The organism is Phycicoccus avicenniae (assembly GCF_050496545.1).
GTDB lineage: Bacteria > Actinomycetota > Actinomycetes > Actinomycetales > Dermatophilaceae > Phycicoccus > Phycicoccus avicenniae_A.
Map to the genome: position 1 here is coordinate 18,082 of NZ_JBNVZV010000021.1, position 19,752 is coordinate 37,833.

The window sequence follows — 19,752 nt, forward strand, 5'->3', positions numbered from 1 at the left end:
CCGGGGCAGCCACGTCCGCACTCGACGGCTGAACGGCCCGCCTCGCGCCGAACCACCTGCGGGATGGGCAGGCACCGGTGATGATCTGCCGGTGACCACCACCCTGGGCCCGCAGCCCGACCCGCACCGACCGGCCGGAGCCGGCGCGCCCACCCGCATCCCCACCGCGCCCCGCGTCCCGACGACGCCACCGGCCGTGACCGTGCGCCCGGCGTCGGCCTCGGCCCTGCGCCACGTGGGGCTCGCGGTGGTCACCTTCTTCGTCCTGTTCGTCGTGGGGCTGCAGGCGATGGGCCGGACCACGGTGTCGGCCGGCTCGGCCGTCGCCCTCGTGCTGCCCGGGTTCGTCCTGGCGGCGGCCGGGATCGTCCTGCTCCTGCGCCGGTGGGGCCGGCTGCTCGTCACCGAGATCGAGCTCGGCTACACGACCTCGCGACCGCGGACCGCGTCGTGGTGGCTGCGCAACGGCCCGAAGCGCGGGCACTCCGTCGTCTGGGACCTTTCGGGGCTCTGGTTCCTTCGGCCCTCCGGCGAGGTCCGGGCCGCGCCCCTGCCCACACCGCACCCCCCGGGCTGGTACCCGTCACCCCGCGACCCCGCCCGGCTCGAGCTGTGGACCGGCTGCCAGTGGAGCGGCCTGCTCGGGGCCCGCACGGACGGCCTGCTCCCGCACTGACCGTCGCGGTCCTCAGCGGTGTCGTCGCTCGTCGGCACGCTCCCGGCGCGCTACATTCCGCTGGTGCACGTCGACGAGGAGCAACCGGACGAGGAGATCGACGAGGCCTTCGAGCGCCTCCTCGACGAGGGCCGGGACCGGCTCGAGCGTCCCCTGTGGACGCTGCTCCCGACCGGCCTGCTCGGGGGCATCGACGTCGGCGTCGGCATCCTGGCCTACCTCGTGGTCAAGCACGAGACCCGCAACCAGCTGCTCGCCGCCCTCGCCTTCTCCGTCGGGTTCGTCGCGCTGCTGCTCGCCCGCAGCGAGCTCTTCACCGAGAACTTCCTCGTGCCCGTGACGACCGCCGTCGCGGAGAAGGGCAACTGGGGTCGCCTGCTGCGGCTGTGGGCCGTCACGCTCGTGACGAACATCGCCGGGGGCGCACTCGTCATGTGGATCATCCTCGTCGCGCGCCCCGACCTCGCCGAGGTCGCGCGCGAGACCGGCGAGCACTACGCGGAGCTGGGCATCACCGCGCAGAGCTTCATGCTCGCCGTGCTCGGCGGCCTCGTCATCACGCTGATGACGCGGATGCAGAACGGCACCGACAGCCTGGGCGTGAAGATCGTGCCGGCCGTGCTCTTCAGCGCCGTGCTCGTCGGCGCCGAGCTGTTCCACGCCGTCCTCGACCAGATCCTCATCATCGGCGCCGCCATCGCCGGCTCCGACATCACGCTCGCCCAGTTCGCCGGCGCCCTCGTCTGGGCGAGCCTCGGCAACATCGCCGGCGGGGTCGGCCTCGTGACCTTCCTGCGGCTCGTGCGCTCCGCCCCGCGGGTCGAGGACGAGCGCGAGCGGTCGACGGCGACCTGACCCGCGCCCGTCCCGGCACCGGGGTCAGTGCGCGAAGTGCCGGGTCCCGGTGAAGTAGAGGGTGATGCCGGCCGCCTGCGCCGCCTCGACGACCTCGGCGTCACGCATCGAGCCACCCGGCGCCACGACCGCGCGCACCCCGGCGTCGAGCAGCACCTGCAGCCCGTCGGCGAACGGGAAGAACGCGTCGGAGGCGGCGACCGAGCCCCGGGCCCGCTCCTCCCCCGCGCGCGACACGGCGAGGTGGCAGGAGTCGACGCGGTTGACCTGACCCATGCCGATGCCGACCGAGCCGCCGTCGCGGGCCAGCAGGATGGCGTTGGACTTCACGGCCCGGACTGCGCGCCAGGCGAACTGGAGGTCGGCGAGGGTGGCGTCGTCGGCCGCGTCGCCGGCCACCAGCCGCCAGTGGGCGGCGTCGTCACCGCCGGTCACCGCACCGTCCTCGTCGCGGACCTCGGCCTCGACCGTGTCGCGCTGCTGGACGAGCAGTCCCCCGGAGACGGGACGGACCTCGGCGCCGCCCCGCACGGGCGCCGGGCACTCGAGCAGCCGGATGTTCTTCTTCGCCGTGAGCACCTCGAGCGCCTCGGGCTCGAACCCGGGGGCGACGACGACCTCGGTGAAGATGTCGGCGACCGTGCGCGCCATCTCGGCGGTCACCGGGCGGTTGGTCGCGATGATGCCGCCGAAGGCGCTCACCGGGTCGCAGGCGTGGGCCCTGCGGTGCGCGTCGGCGACGTCCGTGCCGACGGCGATGCCGCACGGGTTGGCGTGCTTGATGACGGCCACGGTCGGCTGGTCGCCCTGGTCGTACGCGGCACGCACGGCGGCGTCGGCGTCGAGGTAGTTGTTGTACGACATCTCCTTGCCGTGCAGCTGGTTCGCCTGCGCGAGGGCCGGCTGCGGTTGAAAACCGTTGGTGTAGAGGGCGGCTCGCTGGTGCGGGTTCTCGCCGTAGCGCAGCGTCGCCGACTTGCTCCACGTCGCGCCCATCCAGGCCGGGAAGCCGGTGCCGTCGCTCGTGTCGACGTAGGCGTTGCCCATCCACGAGGCGACGTGGACGTCGTACGTCGCGGTGTGCACGAAGGCCTCGGCCGCGAGGCGCTTGCGCTGCTCGAGCGTGAAGCCGCCACCGCGCACGGCGTCGAGGACGGCGCCGTAGGTGGACGGGTCGGTGACGACGGCGACGCTCGGGTGGTTCTTGGCGGCGGCGCGCACCATCGACGGGCCGCCGATGTCGATCTGCTCGACGACCTCGTCCGGGCCCGCTCCCGAGGCGACGGTCGCGGCGAACGGGTAGAGGTTGACGACGACGAGCTCGAAGGCCTCGACACCGAGGTCCTCGAGCTGGGCGAGGTGGTCGGGCTTGCGGGTGTCGGCGAGCAGGCCGGCGTGCACCATCGGGTGGAGGGTCTTGACCCGGCCCTCGAGGCACTCGGGGAAGCCGGTGAGCTCCTCGACGCGGGTGACCGGCAGGCCGAGGGACTCGATGAGCGCGGCGCTCCCGCCGGTCGAGACGAGGGCGACCCCGGCGTCGTGCAGGCCGCGGACGAGGTCCTCCAGGCCGGTCTTGTCGTAGACGGAGACGAGCGCGCGGCGGACGGGACGGACGTCCTCAGAGGGGCAGGGGGCTGAGACGGCGGCGGACATGGTGTGCTCCTTGCGGGGTCGGGCGGTCGGCCCGGGGCACCCAGGCGGGCGATGCCCCGACAGCTCAACTCCCCGGTGGTGACCCACCCGCGCCAGTCGTCGAGCGAGAGTCTAGCCATCCCCGGAGTCGAGTGCGGACGTGGTCGCCCCGGCAGCCACCTCCGCACTCGACTCCGGGGAGGGTGTGGGTCAGCGGGCGTACGGGGACGGGGGCAGCGGGTCCGGCCAGGAGGCACCGAGGACCCGGTCCACCTCGAGCACGACGACCACCCGCTCCGGGTTCGGCCGGGGCTGCCGGTAGCGCACGGCGTAGCGCTCCTCGGCGTCCCGCACGGCCTCGGCGTCCTCGAGCACGCGCGTGACGCCCTCGAGGGTGAGCCAGCGACGCCGGTCGACCTGCGAGATCGCGGCCCGCCGACCCGCGCGGGCCTGGACCGCCTTCGCGCTCGTCCGGCTCGTGATGACCCGGGCGACGAGGGCCTCCGCATCCCAGGTGAACCCGACCGGCACGACGTGCGGGCTGCCGTCGCGGCGGAGTGTCGTCAGCGTCGCGAGGTGCCGCTCACGCATGAACTCGACTGCCGCGGAGGGCAGCTCGGCGGGAGTCAGCGCCACGACCGGTCCCGCGCCAGCGCCGTCAGGACCTCGACGAGCATCGCCCGCTCCTCCACCTTGATCCGCTCGTGCAGCGACCCGACGTCGTCGCCGTCCTCGACCCGTACCGCCCGCTGGTCGATGATCGGCCCGGTGTCGACACCGGCGTCGACCCAGTGGCAGGTGCACCCGGTCACGCGCACCCCGTGGGCCAGGGCGTCGCGCACCCCGTGCGCGCCGGGGAAGCTCGGCAGGAGCGCCGGGTGCGTGTTGACCACGCGGAAGGCATCGAGCACCGCCGGCCCGAGGACCTTCATGAACCCGGCCGAGACCACGAGGTCGGGCGCGTGCTCCGCCAGCAGCCGGGCGAGCGCGGCATCCCACTCCGAGCGCGCGTCGAAGTCCGCCACGGGGCAGACGAAGGTCGGGATGCCCGCACCCTCGGCGCGCTCGGCGCCCCCCGTGCCGTCCCGGTCGGCCCCGACGACGACCACCGAGAACGGGGCGTCGCCACCGGCGACCCCGTCGAGGAGGGCCTGCAGGTTGGTCCCGGAACCGGAGACGAGGACCGCGAGGCGCAGCGGCCCGGCGCTCACCGGCGCAGCCTCCAGGCGTCGCGCGCGACGTAGGCGAGCGCCCCGACGAGCAGCTCGGCGAAGAGCACGAGCGCCAGCTCACCACCCGGGGCACCGATGGAGGACAGGCGGAACTGCCCGAGCGAACCCCCGCCGACGGCGTCGAGGACCCCGATGGCCCCGGCGGTCACCAGGCAGGCCGACGTCGCGACGGCGACCTTGGTGCGCAGCCGCGACAGGCGGGCCACGGTGGCGACCGCGCGCCGCCCGACCCACACCCCGGCCGCCACCACGAGGAGCACGCACACCACGCCGACGATGCCCGGGAAGCGTCCCGGCTGCGGCAGTGCGGCGAGGACGGGGAGCATCGGGAGCAGGCCGCCCTCGCTGCCGTCCCACGACACGCTCGCGCCGTCGACGACGGAGAACCCGGGTCCGGCCACGAACGAGACGACCCACGTGCCGAGGTTCGCGAGGCCGGCCGCCTGCGCGCCGAGGAGCACCGCCGACCCGCCGCCGGTGGCGCCGAGCTCGGCCTGGACGGCGGCCACCTGCGGCCACGCGAGGGCGGTGGCGCCGAGGACGACGAGCATCCCGACGGAGACGAGGAGGGTTGCGCCGGCGAGCCCCGGGCCGACCGCGCGGCGGACGGTGTCGGGGAGCACCGGCACGAGGCGCGGGCCGAGGACGTCCGGGTCGTCACGCCCCACGGCCCGCAGCGCCACCGCCAGGGCGAGCGCGGGCACCCCCACGAGCGGCAGGAGCACGCTCCACGGCCGCGGCACGAACGGGCCCTGGGCGGCCAGCAGCCACCCCGCCGCCACGACGAGCGCGTACCCCGCCCACCAGGCGGAGACGGAGGCGGCGAGCGGGCGCGGCAGCACCCCCGCCCAGTGCTCGCCCTCCGTGCTCACCTGCACCATCGCCTCGCGGGCGCCGAACCGCGCCAGGAGCACGAGCACGCCGAGGGCGAGCAGCGGGACCATCGAGACGGTCGCTCCCCCGACGCCGAGATGGGCACCGCCGGCGAGCAGCCAGAGGGCCCAGCCCACGGCCGCGGCGTCACCCGCGGAGGCGGCCGAGCGCGGGTCGGTGCTCCACGCGAGGAGCACCGGCCCGACCACGACGAGGGCGCTGACCAGACCGGTGAGGACGCCGATGAGGCCCGACCGTCGCCAGCCGGGCCCCCACGGGGAGCCGGAGCCCTCCGGCGGGTCGTCGGACCCCGGCAGGGCGGCACGCAGGCGGTCGGTCACGGTCATCGCGCACCAGTCTGCGACACCGGCCCCGCGCCGCGTCGGAGCCGCGCCGCGACCCCACCCGTCGAGAGTACGGAACACGCCGCATGCACCTCGGCGCACACGGCGTGTTCTGTACTCTCGACGGGTTCGTCCGCCGGGTGGGGCGGCGTCAGGCGCCGAGCCCCTGCATGATCTCGCGCATCAGGCCCGCGGTCTCCGACGGCGTCTTGCCGACCTTGACCCCGGCGGCCTCGAGGGCCTCCTTCTTGGCCTGCGCGGTGCCCGACGAGCCGGAGACGATGGCGCCGGCGTGGCCCATCGTCTTGCCCTCGGGGGCGGTGAAGCCGGCGACGTAACCGACGACCGGCTTGGTCACGTGGTCCTTGATGTAGGCCGCCGCGCGCTCCTCGGCGTCGCCGCCGATCTCGCCGATCATGACGATGGCGTCGGTCTCGGGGTCGTTCTCGAAGGCCTCGAGGCAGTCGATGTGCGTCGTCCCGATGACCGGGTCGCCACCGATGCCGACGGCCGAGGAGAAGCCGAAGTCCCGCAGCTCGTACATCATCTGGTAGGTCAGCGTGCCGGACTTCGAGACCAGGCCGATGCGGCCCGAGCCGGAGATGTCGGCGGGGATGATCCCGGCGTTCGACGCACCGGGGCTGATCAGGCCGGGACAGTTCGGGCCGATGATCCGGGTGCCGCCCTTCTCCTGCGCGTAGTTGTAGAACTCGGCGGTGTCCTTGACGGCGACGCCCTCGGTGATGACGACGAGCAGCGGGATGCCCGCGTCGATCGCCTCGACGGCGGCGGCCTTGGTGAAGGCGGCGGGGACGAACGCGACGCTGACGTCGGCACCCGTCTTCTCCATCGCCTCGGCGACCGTGCCGAAGACCGGGACGGACACGCCGCCCTCGAACTCGACGTCGGTGCCGGCCTTGCGGGGGTTGACGCCGCCGACGATCGCGGTGCCGGAGCGCAGCATCCGCTGCGTGTGCTTCATGCCCTCGGAGCCGGTCATGCCCTGGACGATGACCTTGGAGTCCGCGGTGAGGAAGATGGCCATGGGTGTCTGTTCTCTCTTCTCGCTCGCTCGGGGTCAGTTCTGGGAGGCCAGCTCGGCGGCCTTGCGCGCGGCGCCGTCCATCGTCGCCTCGATGGTGACGAGCGGGTGGTCGCGCTCGGCGAGGATGCGGCGGCCCTCCTCGACGTTGTTGCCGTCGAGCCGGACGACGAGCGGCTTGGTCGCCTCGTCGCCGAGGGCGTCGAGCGCACCGACGATGCCGTTGGCCACCGCGTCGCACGAGGTGATGCCGCCGAAGACGTTGACGAACACCGACTTCACCTGCTCGTCGCCGAGGATGATGTGCAGCCCGTTGGCCATCACCTCGGCGGAGGCGCCGCCGCCGATGTCGAGGAAGTTGGCCGGCTTCTGGCCGCCGAACTCCTCGCCGGCGTACGCGACGACGTCGAGGGTGCTCATCACGAGCCCGGCGCCGTTGCCGATGATGCCGACCGAGCCGTCGAGCTTGACGTAGTTGAGGCCCTTCTCCTTGGCCGCGGCCTCGAGCGGGTCGGCGGCGGCGGAGTCCTCGAGGGCCTCGTGGTCGGGGTGGCGGAAGTCGGCGTTCGCGTCGAGCGAGACCTTGCCGTCGAGGGCGACGATCTCGCCGTCCTCGGTCTTCACGAGCGGGTTGACCTCGACGAGCGTGGCGTCCTCGTCGCGGTAGACGGTCCACAGGGTCTTGAGGACCGGCTCGATCTTCGCGGCGACGTCGCCCTCGAAGCCGGCGGCCTCCACGATCTCGCGGGCCTTGGCGTCGTCGATGCCGGTGTTGGGGTCGACGACGACGCGCGCGAGGGCCTCGGGGCGCTCGACGGCGAGCTGCTCGATCTCCATCCCGCCCTCCTTGCTGCACATCGCGAGGTAGGTGCGGTTCGCGCGGTCGAGCAGGATCGAGAAGTAGTACTCCTCGGCGATGCGGGCGCCCTGAGCGATCATCACGCGGTGCACGGTGTGGCCCTTGATGTCCATGCCGAGGATGGCGCGCGCGTGCTCCTCCGCCTCGTCGGTGGACTTCGCGACCTTCACGCCACCGGCCTTGCCGCGCCCACCGGTCTTCACCTGGGCCTTGACGACGGTGACGCCGCCGCTCGCGGTGCCGATGCGCTCGGCCGCCTCCCTCGCCTCCTCGGGCGTCGTGGCGACGGCCCCGGCGAGCACGGGCACACCGTGCTTCTCGAACATGTCACGGGCCTGGTACTCGAAGAGGTCCACGAGGCGATCCGTCCTCACTGTCGGCGGTGGGTGGTCCGACAGGGGACTCTAGTGCGGCCCGGGCCACGGGGCCGACCCGGGGAGCCCGATGGGGCCGATCTCACGCCGGGCGGCTCCCTCACGCGGCGACCGGCGCGCCCTCCGAGGAGGACGCGCCGGCCGGCGGGGTGGACGGGTCAGCTGCTGCAGGTCTGCGACCCCGCCTTGACGGCGATCGCCGAGAAGCCCTTCTCCACGGCGAGGCACTGGGCGCTGCCGCGGCCGTAGAGCTCCTTGGCCGAGGCGATCGCGCCCTCGCGCGCCGACGCGTAGTTGCTGGACGACACGAGCTTGGTGCTCAGCGTGCGGTACCAGACCTTCTCGGCGACGTCGTGGCCGACGCCCGCCATCGTCGAGCCGTCGCACGTCGGGCTGTTGTAGGCCACGCCGTTCACGGTCTTGGCGCCCGAGCCCTCGGAGACGAGGTAGAACCAGTGGTTCAGCGGGCCCGAGGAGTAGTGGACGTCGAGCCGGCCGACCGACTTGCTCCAGCAGTCGGCGCTGCGGCCGTCACGGCTCGGCTTGTCCATGTAGCGCAGCGGGGTGCCGTTGCCGTTGATGTCGATCTTCTCGCCGATGAGGTAGTCGCCCGGGTCGGCGGCGCTCGCCGCGTGGAACTCGACGGCGGTGCCGAAGATGTCCGAGGTCGCCTCGTTGAGGCCGCCGGACTCACCGCGGTAGTTCAGGCCCGCCGTGTTCTCGGTGACGCCGTGGCTCATCTCGTGCCCCGCGACGTCGATCGACGTCAGCGGCTTGACGTTGCCCTGGCCGTCGCCGTAGGTCATCTGGGTGCCGTCCCAGAAGGCGTTGACGTAGGCGTTGCCGTAGTGGACCCGGCTACGGGCACCGGTCCCGTTGTTCCAGATGCCGGCCCGGCCGAGGACCGAGCTGTAGTAGTCGTACGTCTCCTGCGCACCCCACTGGGCGTCGGCGGCGGCGGTCTGACGGCTGCTCACGCTGCCGGTGCCCCAGACGTCGTCGGCGTCGGTGAACTCGGTGCCGGTCCCGGTCGTCGCGCCGTTGAGGTCCGTCGTGTAGTTGCCGTGGGTGTCGCGCAGCTTGTACGCGCCGGCGGTTCCGGTCGTGTTGAGGGTGACCGTGCCGCTGTACTGCGTGTTGCCGGTGCCCTCGACGATGGTCTCGGCGCTGTCGATGACGGCACCGGTCCGGGCGTCGACCCAGGTGCGGAGGCGGCTGGGCGTCTGGCTGGCGCGCACGCCGGTCGTCGTCACCTCCCAGGCGAGCCGCGGTGCACCCGAGGCGGCGTGGACGACGAGCTCGCTGCTCGCGCCGTCGACGCGGTAGCCCGCGCCCTTGCGGGCCGTCGCCTCCGCTGCGCTCGCCGCGACCGTGGGGGTCGTGCTCGCCGGGGCGACCGACCGTCCGGCGGCGAGGCGCTCGGAGCGGACCGTGCCCGCGCGGTCCTTGTCGACGACGAGGTCGCCACCGACGACGCGCAGGCCGTCGACCGTGCGGTCGTAGCGGACGTGCCGCGTGCCGTCGGCGTCGGTGAGCACCGAGCGCACCGTGAGGCGCTGGTCTGCACCGAGGCCGAGGGCGCGGCCGGTGGCGGGCGCGTCCTGCTGCTCGGCGGCCCGGGCGGTGTCCGGGCGCGGGCTCGGGGCGGCAGCGGCCGTGGGGACGGATCCGACGACGGCGGCGGCGACCGCCGCGGCGAGGACGGAACCGGTGACGAGGCGAGAACTCATGGACTCTCCTGTGGGTGGGGGTCGCGGGTCGCGACGCGGTTCATCGTGAATCGGGGTGTGGGCATCCGCATCCGGTGCGGCTGAAGGCTTCTCAGGAAGTCCTCGGGTGTGCGGCGTCAGCCGACGGTCACCGCCGTGTCGTCGACGACGAAGGAGGTCTGCGCCGAGGAGTCCTCGGTGGCGGTGAACCGGATGGTGACCGCGCGGCCCTTCCACGGCAGCAGGCTGAAGGACTTCTGCGTGTACGTCGCGTTGGGCGCGACGTTGGAGAACGTGCCGAGGGTCGTCACCGTGGAGCCGTCGACGACCTGGGCGCGCATCGTGTCGTAGACGGTGGTGCCCGTCTCGGCGGTGTCGGTGCGCAGCCAGAAGGTGAGGGCCGCCGCCGTGGCGGTCGACGGGACGGTGACGGTCTGGTTCACCGTCTCGGTACCGGCCGAGCCGTTGCCTCCGAGCCACAGCTTCCAGCTGCCGGTGCGGGCCGGGCGCGACGCGCTGTTCGTGATCGGCCCCGCCGTGCCGGTCCAGACGGTGGCGCCGGACTCGAACCCGGCGTTCTGGAGGAGGTTGCCGACGGTCGGCGGAATCGTCGTGCCGTAGTCCTTCGCGGCGTACCGCGTGACGATCGCCCCGACGAGGTCGGCACCGCGGTCCAGGGACGTGGTGTCGAGGTTGGCGAGGGTGTCGCAGGAGCGGTGGTAGCAGGGGTCGAACGCGCGCCCGGCCGTCCCTCCCCACTTCTGCGCCTGGGCGGTGGTCTTGAGGGTCTCGGCACCGCTGAAGATGCCCGCCGTCGGGAGACCGGCGGCCCGGAAGGCGGCGTGGTCGCTGCGGCCCTGGACGTCGATGTACTCCGACGGGATGCCCTTGGCCGTGTACCAGGCGGTGATCTCGTCGCGCACCGCGTTGCCGGCGGCGTTGTCGTCGTAGACGAAGTAGCCGGGGTTGGGCGAGCCGATCATGTCGATGTTGAGGTACAGCGCGATCTTCGCCTTCTCGGCGGCCGAGAGGCTCGCGACGTACGCCTTGGACCCGAGCAGGCCCTGCTCCTCGGCGCCCCAGAACCCGAAGCGCAGGGTGTTGCGGGGCCTCTGCCCGGAGGCCGCGTACTGCACCGCCGTCTCGAGCACGCCGGCCGTGCCGCTGCCGTTGTCGTTGATGCCCGGGCCGGCGCTGACGCTGTCGAGGTGGGCACCGGCCATCACGACCCGGCTGGGGTCGGTGCCGGCGAGGGTGGCGACGACGTTGTACGACGTGCCCGACGACGTCGAGAACGACTGCACCTGGGTCGTGTAGCCGGCCGCGTCGAGCGTGGCCTTCACGTAGTCGACCGAGGCCTGGTAGCCCGACCGGCCGGTGGCGCGGTTGCCGCCGTTGGCGGCGGCGATGGCCGAGAGCCGGTCGAGGTGGGCGCGGACCTTCGCGACGTCGATGTCGGGGTCGGCGAGCGCGGCGGCGGGTGCCGCGGCGGGCGCAGCCGCCCGGTCGGTGGGTGCGGCGGCGGCCGCGGTGAGTGGTGCCACGACGAGGGCTGCGGCGAGGCCGGCGGCGGCCATCAGGGCCGGGGCGTGGGGGCGTGCGGGCATGGGGAGTCCTTCGGCTGGGGGCGCCGGGTGGGCGCGGGTGTGGCGACGGGCCGGCGCGCGGTGGCGCGCCGGCCCGTCGTGGAGCGGTGGTGGTGGGTCGGTCAGCTCACCGTGAGCGCCGTGTCGTCGACGACGAACGACGTCTGGAGCGTGACGTCCTCGGTGCTCGTGAAGCGCACCGTGACCGCCTGGCCCTTGTAGGCCGTCAGGTTGAAGGACTTCTGCACGTACGAGGCGTTCTTGTTGAGGTTGCTGTACGTGCCGAGGGTCGTCGTCGTGCCGTTCACGACGACCTGCGCCTTCATCGTGTCGTACGCCGAGGACGTGGTCGTCTCCGCCGTGTCGATGCGCACCCAGAAGGTCAGCGCCGCCGAGGTGGCGCTCGCCGGGATGGTCACCGTCTGGCTCTCGGTCTCGGTGGTCGCCGAGCCGTTGCCGCCGAGCCACATCTTCCAGGTGCCCGAGCGCGCCGGGCGGCCGGTGTTGTTCGTGATCGGACCGGCGGTACCGGACCAGACCGTCGCGCCGGACTCGAAGCCCGCGTTCTGGAGGAGGTTCCCACCGGTGGGCGGCGGGGTCGTGCCGCCGGAGCAGGACTGCGTGCCGGCCGGGACCGAGATCGCGTCGAACGCACCCTGGACAGCGGTGCAGACCGCGGCGTTGGTCGGGAAGAGCTCCTTGGCCGAGGCGATCGCGCCCTCACGGGCGGCCTGGTAGTTGCTCGTCGACGTCAGCTTGGTCGAGAGGGTGCGGTACCAGACCTTCTCGATGTTCGCGCGGCCCGCGCCGACGACGGTGGAGGCGTTGCAGGTGGGGCTGTTGTACGAGACACCGTTGACCGTCTTGGCACCCGAGCCCTCGGAGGCCAGGTAGAACCAGTGGTTCAGCGGGCCCGAGGAGTAGTGCGGGTCGAGGTTCTTCGTGCCCGTGGTCCAGCAGTCCTGGCTCGCGCCGTCCTTGGACGGCTTGTCCATGTAGCGCAGCGGGGTGCCGTTGCCGTTGATGTTGATCTTCTCGCCGATGAGGTAGTCGCCCGGGTCGGCGGTGCTGTTGGCGTAGAACTCCACGGCCGTGCCGAAGATGTCGGACGTCGCCTCGTTGAGGCCGCCCGCGTCACCGGAGTAGACCAGACCGGCGGTGTTCTCGGTGACGCCGTGGCTCATCTCGTGGGCGGCGACGTCGATCGAGGTCAGCGGCTTGGTGTTGCCCGCGCCGTCGCCGTAGGTCATCTGGGTGCCGTCCCAGAAGGCGTTGACGTAGCCGTTGCCGTAGTGGACCCGGCTGCGGGCGCCGGTGCCGTTGTTCCAGATGCCGGCGCGCCCGAGGACGGTGTTGTAGTAGTCGTACGTCTTCTCGGCGCCGTACTGCGCGTCGACCCCGGCGGTCTGCCGGTTCGTCGTCGTGCCGTTGCCCCAGACGTTGTCCGCGTCGGTGAAGAGCGTGCCGGCGGCCGTCGCGCTCGTCGAGCCGTTGAGGTCGGTCGTGTAGTTGCCGCGGCTGTCCTTGAGCTGCCAGGTGGTGCCGCTCTGGATCGTGTTGAGGGTGACCGTGCCGGAGTACTGGGAGTTGCCCGTGCCGTTGACGATCTCGTCCCAGCTCGTGATGACCGCGCCGGAGCCGGCGTCGACGACCGTGTGCAGGCGGCTGGGGGTCTGGTCGGCCTTGACGCCCGTGGTCACGACGTCGTAGGCGAGGCGCGGGGTGCCCGTGCCGGCCCAGACGACGAGCTCGCCCTGGCTCTTCTCGCCGCGGGCCTTCGAGCGCTCCGTGCCGGCCGCGACGGCGGTCGTGCGGGAGACCGTCGGCGTCGTGGTCTTCGCCGCGACGCTCTTGCGGCCCGCGTTGTAGCGGACCTCCTCGAGCGCGCCGGCCTTGCTCTTCTCGACGACGAGGTCGCCGCCGAGGACGCGCAGGCCGTTCCAGGTGCGGTCGTACCGGGTGTGGGTGGTGCCGTCGCGGTCGGTGAGGACCGCTCGGGGGACGAGCTTCTCGCCCGAGGCGAGGCCGAGGGCGGCGTGGTCGGGGCCGGGGGTGGCGGCCGCCGGGCGCGCCGCGGCAGGGGTGGTGCCGACGGCCGTCGCGGCGGGCACGCCGGCGACGAGGGTCGTGAGGGCCGCGCCCAGGGCAAGGCCGGTGGTGAGTCGTCTCACGGTCGGGGTTCTCCTTCGGGTAGTGCGCCCGGGTCCGGGCACGAGGGGAAACCTCGTCCTGCGACAGGCTCCAGGACAACACTTCTTGCGAAGAATTGACCCCGGCGACGGAACTCTTTACTGCTGCCCGACGAGACCTTGACCTACGGACCGGCTCTACCGGACCCGTCGTGGCACACCTACAGTGAACCCGCCATGCCCGGTGCCGCGCAGGAGAATCGTGACGTCGGGTCCGTGACCCGTGCGGTCGCGGACCCGCCGGCCCGGCTGCCCGCACGCCTGGGCCGCGCGGTCCGGGACCTCGCCGACCCGGCCGTGCTGGCCGGGGCCGCCGTGGAGGCGGTCTGGCTCGGCGCCCACCTGCTCACCTGGCCCGTCGGCCTGGTGCAGGGCGGGCCCGACCGCGGGCGACCCGCCTACCGCCTCGAGCACCTGCCGCCGGTGCAGCGCGGCCTGCTCGTCTCCGACGTCGAGGCGGCGGGGACGCCGATCCTGCTCGTGCACGGCATCGTCAGCAACCGCTCGATCTTCACCGTGCTGCGCCGCGGCCTCACCCGACGCGGGTTCTCCAACGTCTACGCGATGAACTACGCCACCCTGGCCACCGACGTCCGGACCGCGGCCCTGCGCCTCGCCGAGGAGGTCGAGGCCGTCTGCGCGGAGACCGGCTTCGAGCGGATCCACGTCATCGGCCACAGCCTCGGGGGCCTCATCGCGCGGTACTACGTGACCCGCCTCGGCGGGGACGCGCGCGTGCACACCCTCGTCACCCTCGGCACCCCGCACGAGGGCACCTGGGCGGCCTACGCCGTCCCCACCCGGCTGATGCGCCAGATGCGACCCGGCAGCGGGCTGATGCGCGAGCTGGCCCGGCCGGTGCGCGGCTGCCGCACCCGGTTCGTCGCCTACTGGTCCGACAGCGACGTGGCGATCGTGCCGCGGGAGTCGGCGGCGCTGCGCCACCCCGACCTCGCGGCGCGCACGGTCCGGCTGCACGGCGCGGGCCACCTGACCCTGCCGATGCTCGGGGACGTCGTCCACGGCATCTCGGCCGCCCTGGCGCAGCTCGACGTCGACGGCGCCACGCTGCGACGCGGCGTCACCCCGCTCGGCCGGCGTCGCTGACGCCTCGGGCGGTGCCGTCGGAGCCGGCGACACCCCCGGATATCCACGCTGTGGAAAATTCCTGAGAGCGGCTCTCAGGTGACCTGCACCACGTCGCGAGAGCGTTTGCGCAGGTCAGGCGGGGGGTCAGGGGTTCGACACCTCGCCCGTCCCGCCCGTCCCTGTGGACACGGGTTTGTGTCACGGAATGGTCACGGTACGGTGTACCGGCCCCGCCAGGTCCCCTGCCCCCACCCGAAGGTCCACCTCGTCGTGAGTTCCCGGAACTACACCGGGCGCCACTACGCCGGACGCCACCGCGTCCAGCAGCGTCGTGCGCGTCTCCCCCGAGCACTGAGCTCCGGCTTCGTCCTGCCGACGACCGCCGCCGCAGCCCTCGTCGTGACCGCCACCGGCGCCACCGTCGCCGAGTCGGCCCCGCAGCCCTTCGACCTCACCGGCCAGCAGACCGCCATGGCGCGCACCCAGGAGGCTGCCGCCGACCAGGCCGTCACCGAGATCGCCTCCCGCCGCCAGGACGCCGCGATGCAGTCCGCGGCGCTCCAGGGCCGGGTCGAGGCCCAGGTCCGCGCGGCCCGCGCCGCGCAGCGCAAGGCCGACGCCGAGGCCAAGGCCAAGGCGGAGGCCGCCAAGCGCGCCAAGAAGTGGGTCCGCCCGATCCACACCTGGAACATCACCTCCGGCTACGGCTGGCGCTGGGGCAAGACGCACGACGGCATCGACCTCGGCGCCCCCACCGGCACCCCGCTCTACGCGATGTCCAAGGGCACCGTCATCAAGGCGGGCTGGGAGGACAGCTTCGGCTACAAGGTCGAGATCCTCTACTGGGACGGCAGCATCTCCTGGTACGGCCACATGAGCCGCATCGACGTCCAGTCCGGCGAGGAGGTCCTCCCGGGCACCCAGGTCGGGCTCGTCGGCAACACCGGCCACAGCTTCGGCTCGCACCTGCACCTCGAGTTCCAGCGCACGACCGCCAGCGACAGCCCCCTCGACCCCGTGCCCTGGCTCAAGGACCACGGGCTCTGGTGAGCCCCGGGGTGCGCACCGCACCCCCACCCGACGGACGACCCCGGCGCACCACGCCGGGGTCTCGTCGTCTCCCGGGCGGCTAGAGCTTCTCGAGCGGCGCGAAGCGCAGCACGAAGCGCTTGACCCCGAGCTCGCCGCCGAAGTCGACCTCGGCCTGGGTCTTGTCGCCCTCCCCCATCGTCCGCACGACCGAGCCGAGGCCGTAGGTGTCGTGGGTGACGCGGTCACCGGGCGCGAGCTGGATGATCGGGCGGTTGCCGGGCGAGCGCACTCCGGGGCGCGCGGCGAGCGTGGCGACCGCGGGGCGCTGGTCGCGCCGGCCGACCGCCGCGGCGCCGGAGAGCTCACGCTCCCACTCGACGAGCTCGGCGGGGATCTCGTCGAGGAAGCGCGACGGCGGGTTGTACTGCGGTGAGCCCCAGGCCGATCGGACGGCAGCGCGGGACAGGTGCAGCCGCTCGCGCGCGCGCGTGATGCCGACGTAGGCGAGCCGGCGCTCCTCCTCGAGCTCCTTGGCGTCGCCGAGGCTGCGCAGGTGCGGGAAGGTGCCGTCCTCCATCCCGGTGAGGAACACGACGGGGAACTCCAGGCCCTTGGCGGTGTGCAGCGTCATGAGCGTGACGACCCCGGCCTGCTCGGCCTCCTCGGTGTCGGGGATCTCGTCGGCGTCGGCGACGAGCGAGACCTGCTCGAGGAAGTCCTCGAGGGCGATGACCTCGCCGGTCTCGCGGCGGGCGTCGTCGAACTCGCGGGCCACGGCGACGAGCTCGGCGAGGTTCTCGACGCGCGTCTCGTCCTGGGGGTCGCGGCTGTCGCGGAGCTCGGCGAGGTAGCCGCTGCGGTCGAGGATGGCCTCGAGGAGGTCGGAGACGCCGGCCTCCTCGTCGTCGCGGACCTTCCCGAGGTCCTCGAGGATGGCGGTGAAGCCGGCGATGGCGGCGACCGACCGGGTGGCGATGCCCGGGGCGTCCTCGGCCCGGCCGAGCGCGGCGACGAAGGGGATGCGCTCGCGGTCGGCCAGCGCCGCGACGCAGGCCTCGGCCCGGTCGCCGATGCCGCGCTTCGGCACGTTGAGGATGCGCCGCAGGTTGACGGTGTCGGTGGGGTTGGAGAGCACCCGCAGGTAGGCCAGGGCGTCCTTGACCTCGCGGCGCTCGTAGAAGCGCGTGCCGCCGACCACCTTGTAGGGCAACCCGACCCGCACGAACACCTCCTCCAGCGCACGGCTCTGGGCGTTGGTGCGGTAGAACACCGCGACGTCGCCGGGACGCACACCGTGGTCGTCGCCGAGGCGGTCGATGGCGCGGGCCACGAACGAGGCCTCGTCGTGCTCGTTGTCGGCGACGTACCCGATGATCCGCGAGCCGTCGCCGCTGTCGGTCCAGAGGTTCTTGGCGCGCCGGCCCTCGTTGCGGGCGATGACCGCGTTGGCCGCCCGCAGGATGGTCTGCGTGGAGCGGTAGTTCTGCTCGAGGAGGATGGTCCGCGCCTGCGGGTAGTCCTCCTCGAACTCCTCGATGTTGCGGATCGTGGCGCCGCGGAACGCGTAGATCGACTGGTCGGCGTCACCGACGACGACGAGCTCGCTGGGCTCGACGCCGTGCTCGGTCCGCGTCTCGTCGGAGCCGACGAGCTCCTTGACCAGCTGGTACTGCGCGTGGTTGGTGTCCTGGTACTCGTCGACCATCACGTGCCGGAAGCGGCGCCGGTAGTGCTCGGCGACGTCGGGGAAGGCCTGGAACATGTGGACCGTCGTCATGATGAGGTCGTCGAAGTCCATGGCGTTGGCCTGGCGCAGCCGGCGCTGGTACTCGGTGTAGGCCTCGCTGAGCACCTGCTCCTGGTGCGTCCCCTCTTCGGAGATGCGCCGCGCGAAGGTCTCCTCGTCGACGAGCTCGTTCTTCAGGTTGGACACCTGGTGGCCGAAGGCGCGCGGGTTGTAGCGCTTGGGGTCGAGGTCCATGTCGCGCAGGACCATCGCCATCAGCCGCTGGCTGTCGGCGGCGTCGTAGATGGAGAACTGCGAGCGCAGCCCGACCTTGTCGGCCTCCCGCCTCAGGATGCGCACGCAGGCGCTGTGGAAGGTCATCACCCACATCGCCTTGGCGCGCGGACCCACGAGGTCGGCGACCCGCTCGCGCATCTCGGCGGCGGCCTTGTTCGTGAAGGTGATGGCCAGCACCTGGCCGGGCTGGACCCCGCGGTCGGCGAGCAGGTGGGCGATGCGGACCGTGAGCACGCGCGTCTTGCCGGAGCCGGCACCGGCGACGATGAGCAGCGGCGGACCCTCGTGGAGGACGGCCTCGCGCTGCTGCGGGTTCAGGCCGGCGAGGAGCTCGCCGGTGTCGAGCCGGGGGCGCGCACCCGGCCCGCCCTCGGGCCCACGCCCCTCGGCCGCCGCCTCCGCCCACGTCGGGACACCCGCCGCGTTGACGAGGGCCGCGTGGGCGCTCGTGTGGGTGGCGGGGTCGACGTGCGGGGGCTGGCCGGTACCGAAGTCGAGGCCGTCGAAGAGGGTGCTCATCTCGGGGTCCACCCTACGTCCCGGCCCCGACGGCCCTCCGACCCGTGGAAAGCCCCCCGGGCCGCTGACCGGTGCAGGGGGGTCCGGTCGGGGCCACGGGGGGCGTCACCGGAGAATGTAGCGCTCCGACGAGGCCGTGTCTAGGGTTTGTCTAGGTGATCTCCGGTCGCCCGGGGAGTGCTCCCCGCCCATTCCCCCGTGGCCCGGCCGGGCCGCTGCTAGCGTCGCCCCGGCCCCCGGAGCCGGGGGCGTCACACGGAGGGGAACCACATGCTCATCTGGGGATGGGGACGCAAGTCCCGCAGCCGGCAGGTCGACGCGGCGCAGGCGCTGCTCGTGAACTTCGCCTACTTCAGCCTGTTCTTCGTCTTCACCGTCACCTGGGGCGCGAAGTACGCGCTGGCCCGGGTGCAGGAGGACGGCTCGGTGTCGTACCGCGACCTGAGCCCGGAGCAGGCGCTGACCCTGGGGAACGGCGAGCTGCCGGCACCCACGGCCTGGCAGCGCTTCAGCCTGCTCGGCCTGCTCGTCGCCGGCATCGCGGCGGTCGGCATCGGCGCCGCGCTCTCCACGGGCTGACCTACCTCAGGGCCGCCGCCCCGGGGTCCACCCCAGGCCCCGGACCCGGGACCACAGGGTGGGTCGGGACCCCGGCGGCTTCGGCACCCCTGCGTTCTGACCCACGTCCTGCCGGAGAACCACGACCGCTCCCGCCGACCCGACGAGGACGAGCAGCCACCGGGGTGCGTCGAGGATGCTCGCCCGGCCGGCCCCCGGGTCCGGGAGGAGGGCAGCCGCCCCGCCGAAGAGGACCATCAGCGCGCCGACGACCAGCCCTCGGACCACCCAGTCGGGCACCCGGTTGCCCCGGCCCACCGACCGTCCGGCGCGACGGACCAGCCACAGCTCGAGGGTCCAGGGCAGGACGGCCACGACGACGACGAAGGGGACCACGCCGGGCGCGTCCTCGAGCGTCATGCCCACGTCGTGCGTCCACGCGCCGCCCGCCAGGAGGGCCGTGATGCCGACGACGAGCGCGGTGGCGGCGACCAGGCGCACGAGGAGCCGCAGGAGGATCGAGCCCATCGAGGGCGGAGCGGCCCACTGGGCGGCGTAGTCGGCCGGCTGGCCGAAGGCCTCGACCGGATCCTCGCCGGTGACGCGCCCGTGGCTCATGACGTCGTGGACGACCTCGACCACGCGCGCCTCGGCCAGCCCGGCCAGGCGGAGCTGCTGGGCGAGCAGCCCGCAGTAGACGCCGGCGTCCACGCGCATCGGGTCCAGCGGTCTCATCCCCTCCATGTCACCCCTCCAGTGCCGTGGTCATCCGGCCGGCGAAGGCCGTCCACCCGGTGCGTCCCTCGTCGAGCGCCGCACGGCCGGCGGCCGTGAGGAAGAAGTAGCGCCGGGCCGGGCCGGCGCCCCCGACGACCCACTCGCTGCGGACGAGGCCCTCGTCCTCGAGCCGGCCGAGCACGGGGTAGACGGTGCCCCCCTTGAGCCCCGCCAGCCCGGCCTCGGCCAGCGACCCCAGCAGCCCGTACCCGTACGCGGACCCCTCGCGGGCCAGCGCCGCGAGGACCGCGAGGTCGAGGACCCCCTTGAGCCACTGGCTCTCGCGGTCGGCGCGCGGCACGGGACGGGACACGGGGGAAGCATCGCCCCACTAGATCGGAATGTCAACTAGTCGGCGATGCCATCCACTGCCGCGCTGCGGC

General features: G+C 73.1%; 17 protein-coding genes and 1 riboswitch. Of the genes, 5 read left to right on the plus strand and 12 right to left on the minus strand.

The window, feature by feature from the left end:
• The first annotated feature begins 91 nt into the window (after window positions 1–91).
• Complete coding sequence (locus ACQZ2A_RS15980) at window positions 92–676, plus strand: hypothetical protein (protein WP_430213137.1); 585 nt, start codon at window positions 92–94, stop codon at window positions 674–676.
• 63 nt (window positions 677–739) lie between these two features.
• Entirely contained in the window at window positions 740–1,531 is a 792-nt protein-coding gene (locus ACQZ2A_RS15985) for a formate/nitrite transporter family protein (protein WP_430213140.1), read from the plus strand.
• Between the two features lie 24 nt (window positions 1,532–1,555).
• Here the strand turns inward: ACQZ2A_RS15985 and purH are convergent, their stop codons facing one another.
• The 9 genes from purH to ACQZ2A_RS16030 all read right to left on the minus strand — a co-directional run bounded on the left by purH (window position 1,556) and on the right by ACQZ2A_RS16030 (window position 13,353).
• On the minus strand, window positions 1,556–3,184 hold the full coding sequence (gene purH / locus ACQZ2A_RS15990) for a bifunctional phosphoribosylaminoimidazolecarboxamide formyltransferase/IMP cyclohydrolase (RefSeq protein WP_430213143.1): 1,629 nt from the start codon (window positions 3,182–3,184) through the stop codon (window positions 1,556–1,558).
• Between the two features lie 31 nt (window positions 3,185–3,215).
• Window positions 3,216–3,294, minus strand: a riboswitch (ZMP/ZTP riboswitch).
• A gap of 79 nt (window positions 3,295–3,373) precedes the next feature.
• A complete protein-coding gene (locus ACQZ2A_RS15995) occupies window positions 3,374–3,799 on the minus strand; it encodes a pyridoxamine 5'-phosphate oxidase family protein (RefSeq protein ID WP_430213146.1) in 426 nt (141 codons plus the stop codon).
• Window positions 3,790–4,374, minus strand: a complete 585-nt coding sequence (gene purN / locus ACQZ2A_RS16000) for a phosphoribosylglycinamide formyltransferase (protein WP_430213149.1) — start codon at window positions 4,372–4,374, stop codon at window positions 3,790–3,792. The genes ACQZ2A_RS15995 and purN overlap by 10 nt, the downstream gene beginning before the upstream one ends.
• Window positions 4,371–5,615 (minus strand): cell division protein PerM, encoded by a 1,245-nt coding sequence (locus tag ACQZ2A_RS16005; protein WP_430213151.1) that lies wholly within the window; start codon window positions 5,613–5,615, stop codon window positions 4,371–4,373. The genes purN and ACQZ2A_RS16005 overlap by 4 nt, the downstream gene beginning before the upstream one ends.
• Before the next feature lie 148 nt (window positions 5,616–5,763).
• Window positions 5,764–6,657, minus strand: a complete 894-nt coding sequence (gene sucD, locus ACQZ2A_RS16010) for a succinate--CoA ligase subunit alpha (RefSeq protein WP_430213154.1) — start codon at window positions 6,655–6,657, stop codon at window positions 5,764–5,766.
• 33 nt (window positions 6,658–6,690) lie between these two features.
• Window positions 6,691–7,869, minus strand: a complete 1,179-nt coding sequence (gene sucC / locus ACQZ2A_RS16015; protein WP_430213157.1) for an ADP-forming succinate--CoA ligase subunit beta — start codon at window positions 7,867–7,869, stop codon at window positions 6,691–6,693.
• Between the two features lie 176 nt (window positions 7,870–8,045).
• The gene (locus ACQZ2A_RS16020; protein ID WP_430213160.1) at window positions 8,046–9,617 is read right to left on the minus strand and encodes a M4 family metallopeptidase; all 1,572 of its coding nucleotides are present in this window, start codon (window positions 9,615–9,617) and stop codon (window positions 8,046–8,048) included.
• Window positions 9,618–9,733: 116 nt separating this feature from the next.
• Window positions 9,734–11,203, minus strand: coding sequence for a M28 family metallopeptidase (locus ACQZ2A_RS16025; RefSeq protein WP_430213164.1), 1,470 nt, complete (start codon window positions 11,201–11,203; stop codon window positions 9,734–9,736).
• Window positions 11,204–11,304: 101 nt separating this feature from the next.
• Window positions 11,305–13,353, minus strand: coding sequence for a M4 family metallopeptidase (locus ACQZ2A_RS16030; protein WP_430213167.1), 2,049 nt, complete (start codon window positions 13,351–13,353; stop codon window positions 11,305–11,307).
• A gap of 195 nt (window positions 13,354–13,548) precedes the next feature.
• Between ACQZ2A_RS16030 and ACQZ2A_RS16035 the strand changes: the two genes are divergently transcribed.
• The gene (locus ACQZ2A_RS16035) at window positions 13,549–14,478 is read left to right on the plus strand and encodes an esterase/lipase family protein (protein WP_430213169.1); all 930 of its coding nucleotides are present in this window, start codon (window positions 13,549–13,551) and stop codon (window positions 14,476–14,478) included.
• A gap of 252 nt (window positions 14,479–14,730) precedes the next feature.
• Window positions 14,731–15,510 (plus strand): M23 family metallopeptidase, encoded by a 780-nt coding sequence (locus ACQZ2A_RS16040; RefSeq protein ID WP_430213172.1) that lies wholly within the window; start codon window positions 14,731–14,733, stop codon window positions 15,508–15,510.
• A 79-nt stretch (window positions 15,511–15,589) separates the two neighbouring features.
• Here ACQZ2A_RS16040 and pcrA read toward each other — a convergent pair whose 3' ends face one another.
• Complete coding sequence (pcrA, locus tag ACQZ2A_RS16045) at window positions 15,590–18,034, minus strand: DNA helicase PcrA (RefSeq protein WP_430213175.1); 2,445 nt, start codon at window positions 18,032–18,034, stop codon at window positions 15,590–15,592.
• Between the two features lie 270 nt (window positions 18,035–18,304).
• Here pcrA and ACQZ2A_RS16050 point away from each other — a divergent pair, with 270 nt between their 5' ends.
• A complete protein-coding gene (locus ACQZ2A_RS16050) occupies window positions 18,305–18,613 on the plus strand; it encodes a hypothetical protein (RefSeq protein ID WP_430213177.1) in 309 nt (102 codons plus the stop codon).
• A gap of 6 nt (window positions 18,614–18,619) precedes the next feature.
• On the opposite strand, the gene ACQZ2A_RS16055 is transcribed toward ACQZ2A_RS16050, so the two are convergent.
• Window positions 18,620–19,327, minus strand: coding sequence for a hypothetical protein (locus ACQZ2A_RS16055; protein WP_430213180.1), 708 nt, complete (start codon window positions 19,325–19,327; stop codon window positions 18,620–18,622).
• 10 nt (window positions 19,328–19,337) lie between these two features.
• The gene (locus ACQZ2A_RS16060) at window positions 19,338–19,682 is read right to left on the minus strand and encodes a PadR family transcriptional regulator (RefSeq protein WP_430213183.1); all 345 of its coding nucleotides are present in this window, start codon (window positions 19,680–19,682) and stop codon (window positions 19,338–19,340) included.
• Window positions 19,683–19,752 lie beyond the last annotated feature (70 nt).

Excerpts from the sequence above, each read along its gene's own strand:
- purH (WP_430213143.1), bottom strand. The coding sequence starts at position 3,184 with ATGTCCGCCGCCGTCTCAGCCCCCTGCCCCTCTGAGGACGTCCGTCCC.
- ACQZ2A_RS16005 (WP_430213151.1), bottom strand. The coding sequence starts at position 5,615 with ATGACCGTGACCGACCGCCTGCGTGCCGCCCTGCCGGGGTCCGACGAC.
- sucD (WP_430213154.1), bottom strand. The coding sequence starts at position 6,657 with ATGGCCATCTTCCTCACCGCGGACTCCAAGGTCATCGTCCAGGGCATG.
- ACQZ2A_RS16020 (WP_430213160.1), bottom strand. The coding sequence starts at position 9,617 with ATGAGTTCTCGCCTCGTCACCGGTTCCGTCCTCGCCGCGGCGGTCGCC.
- ACQZ2A_RS16025 (WP_430213164.1), bottom strand. The coding sequence starts at position 11,203 with ATGCCCGCACGCCCCCACGCCCCGGCCCTGATGGCCGCCGCCGGCCTC.
- ACQZ2A_RS16035 (WP_430213169.1), top strand. The coding sequence starts at position 13,549 with ATGCCCGGTGCCGCGCAGGAGAATCGTGACGTCGGGTCCGTGACCCGT.
- pcrA (WP_430213175.1), bottom strand. The coding sequence starts at position 18,034 with ATGAGCACCCTCTTCGACGGCCTCGACTTCGGTACCGGCCAGCCCCCG.
- ACQZ2A_RS16050 (WP_430213177.1), top strand. The coding sequence starts at position 18,305 with ATGCTCATCTGGGGATGGGGACGCAAGTCCCGCAGCCGGCAGGTCGAC.
- ACQZ2A_RS16055 (WP_430213180.1), bottom strand. The coding sequence starts at position 19,327 with ATGAGACCGCTGGACCCGATGCGCGTGGACGCCGGCGTCTACTGCGGG.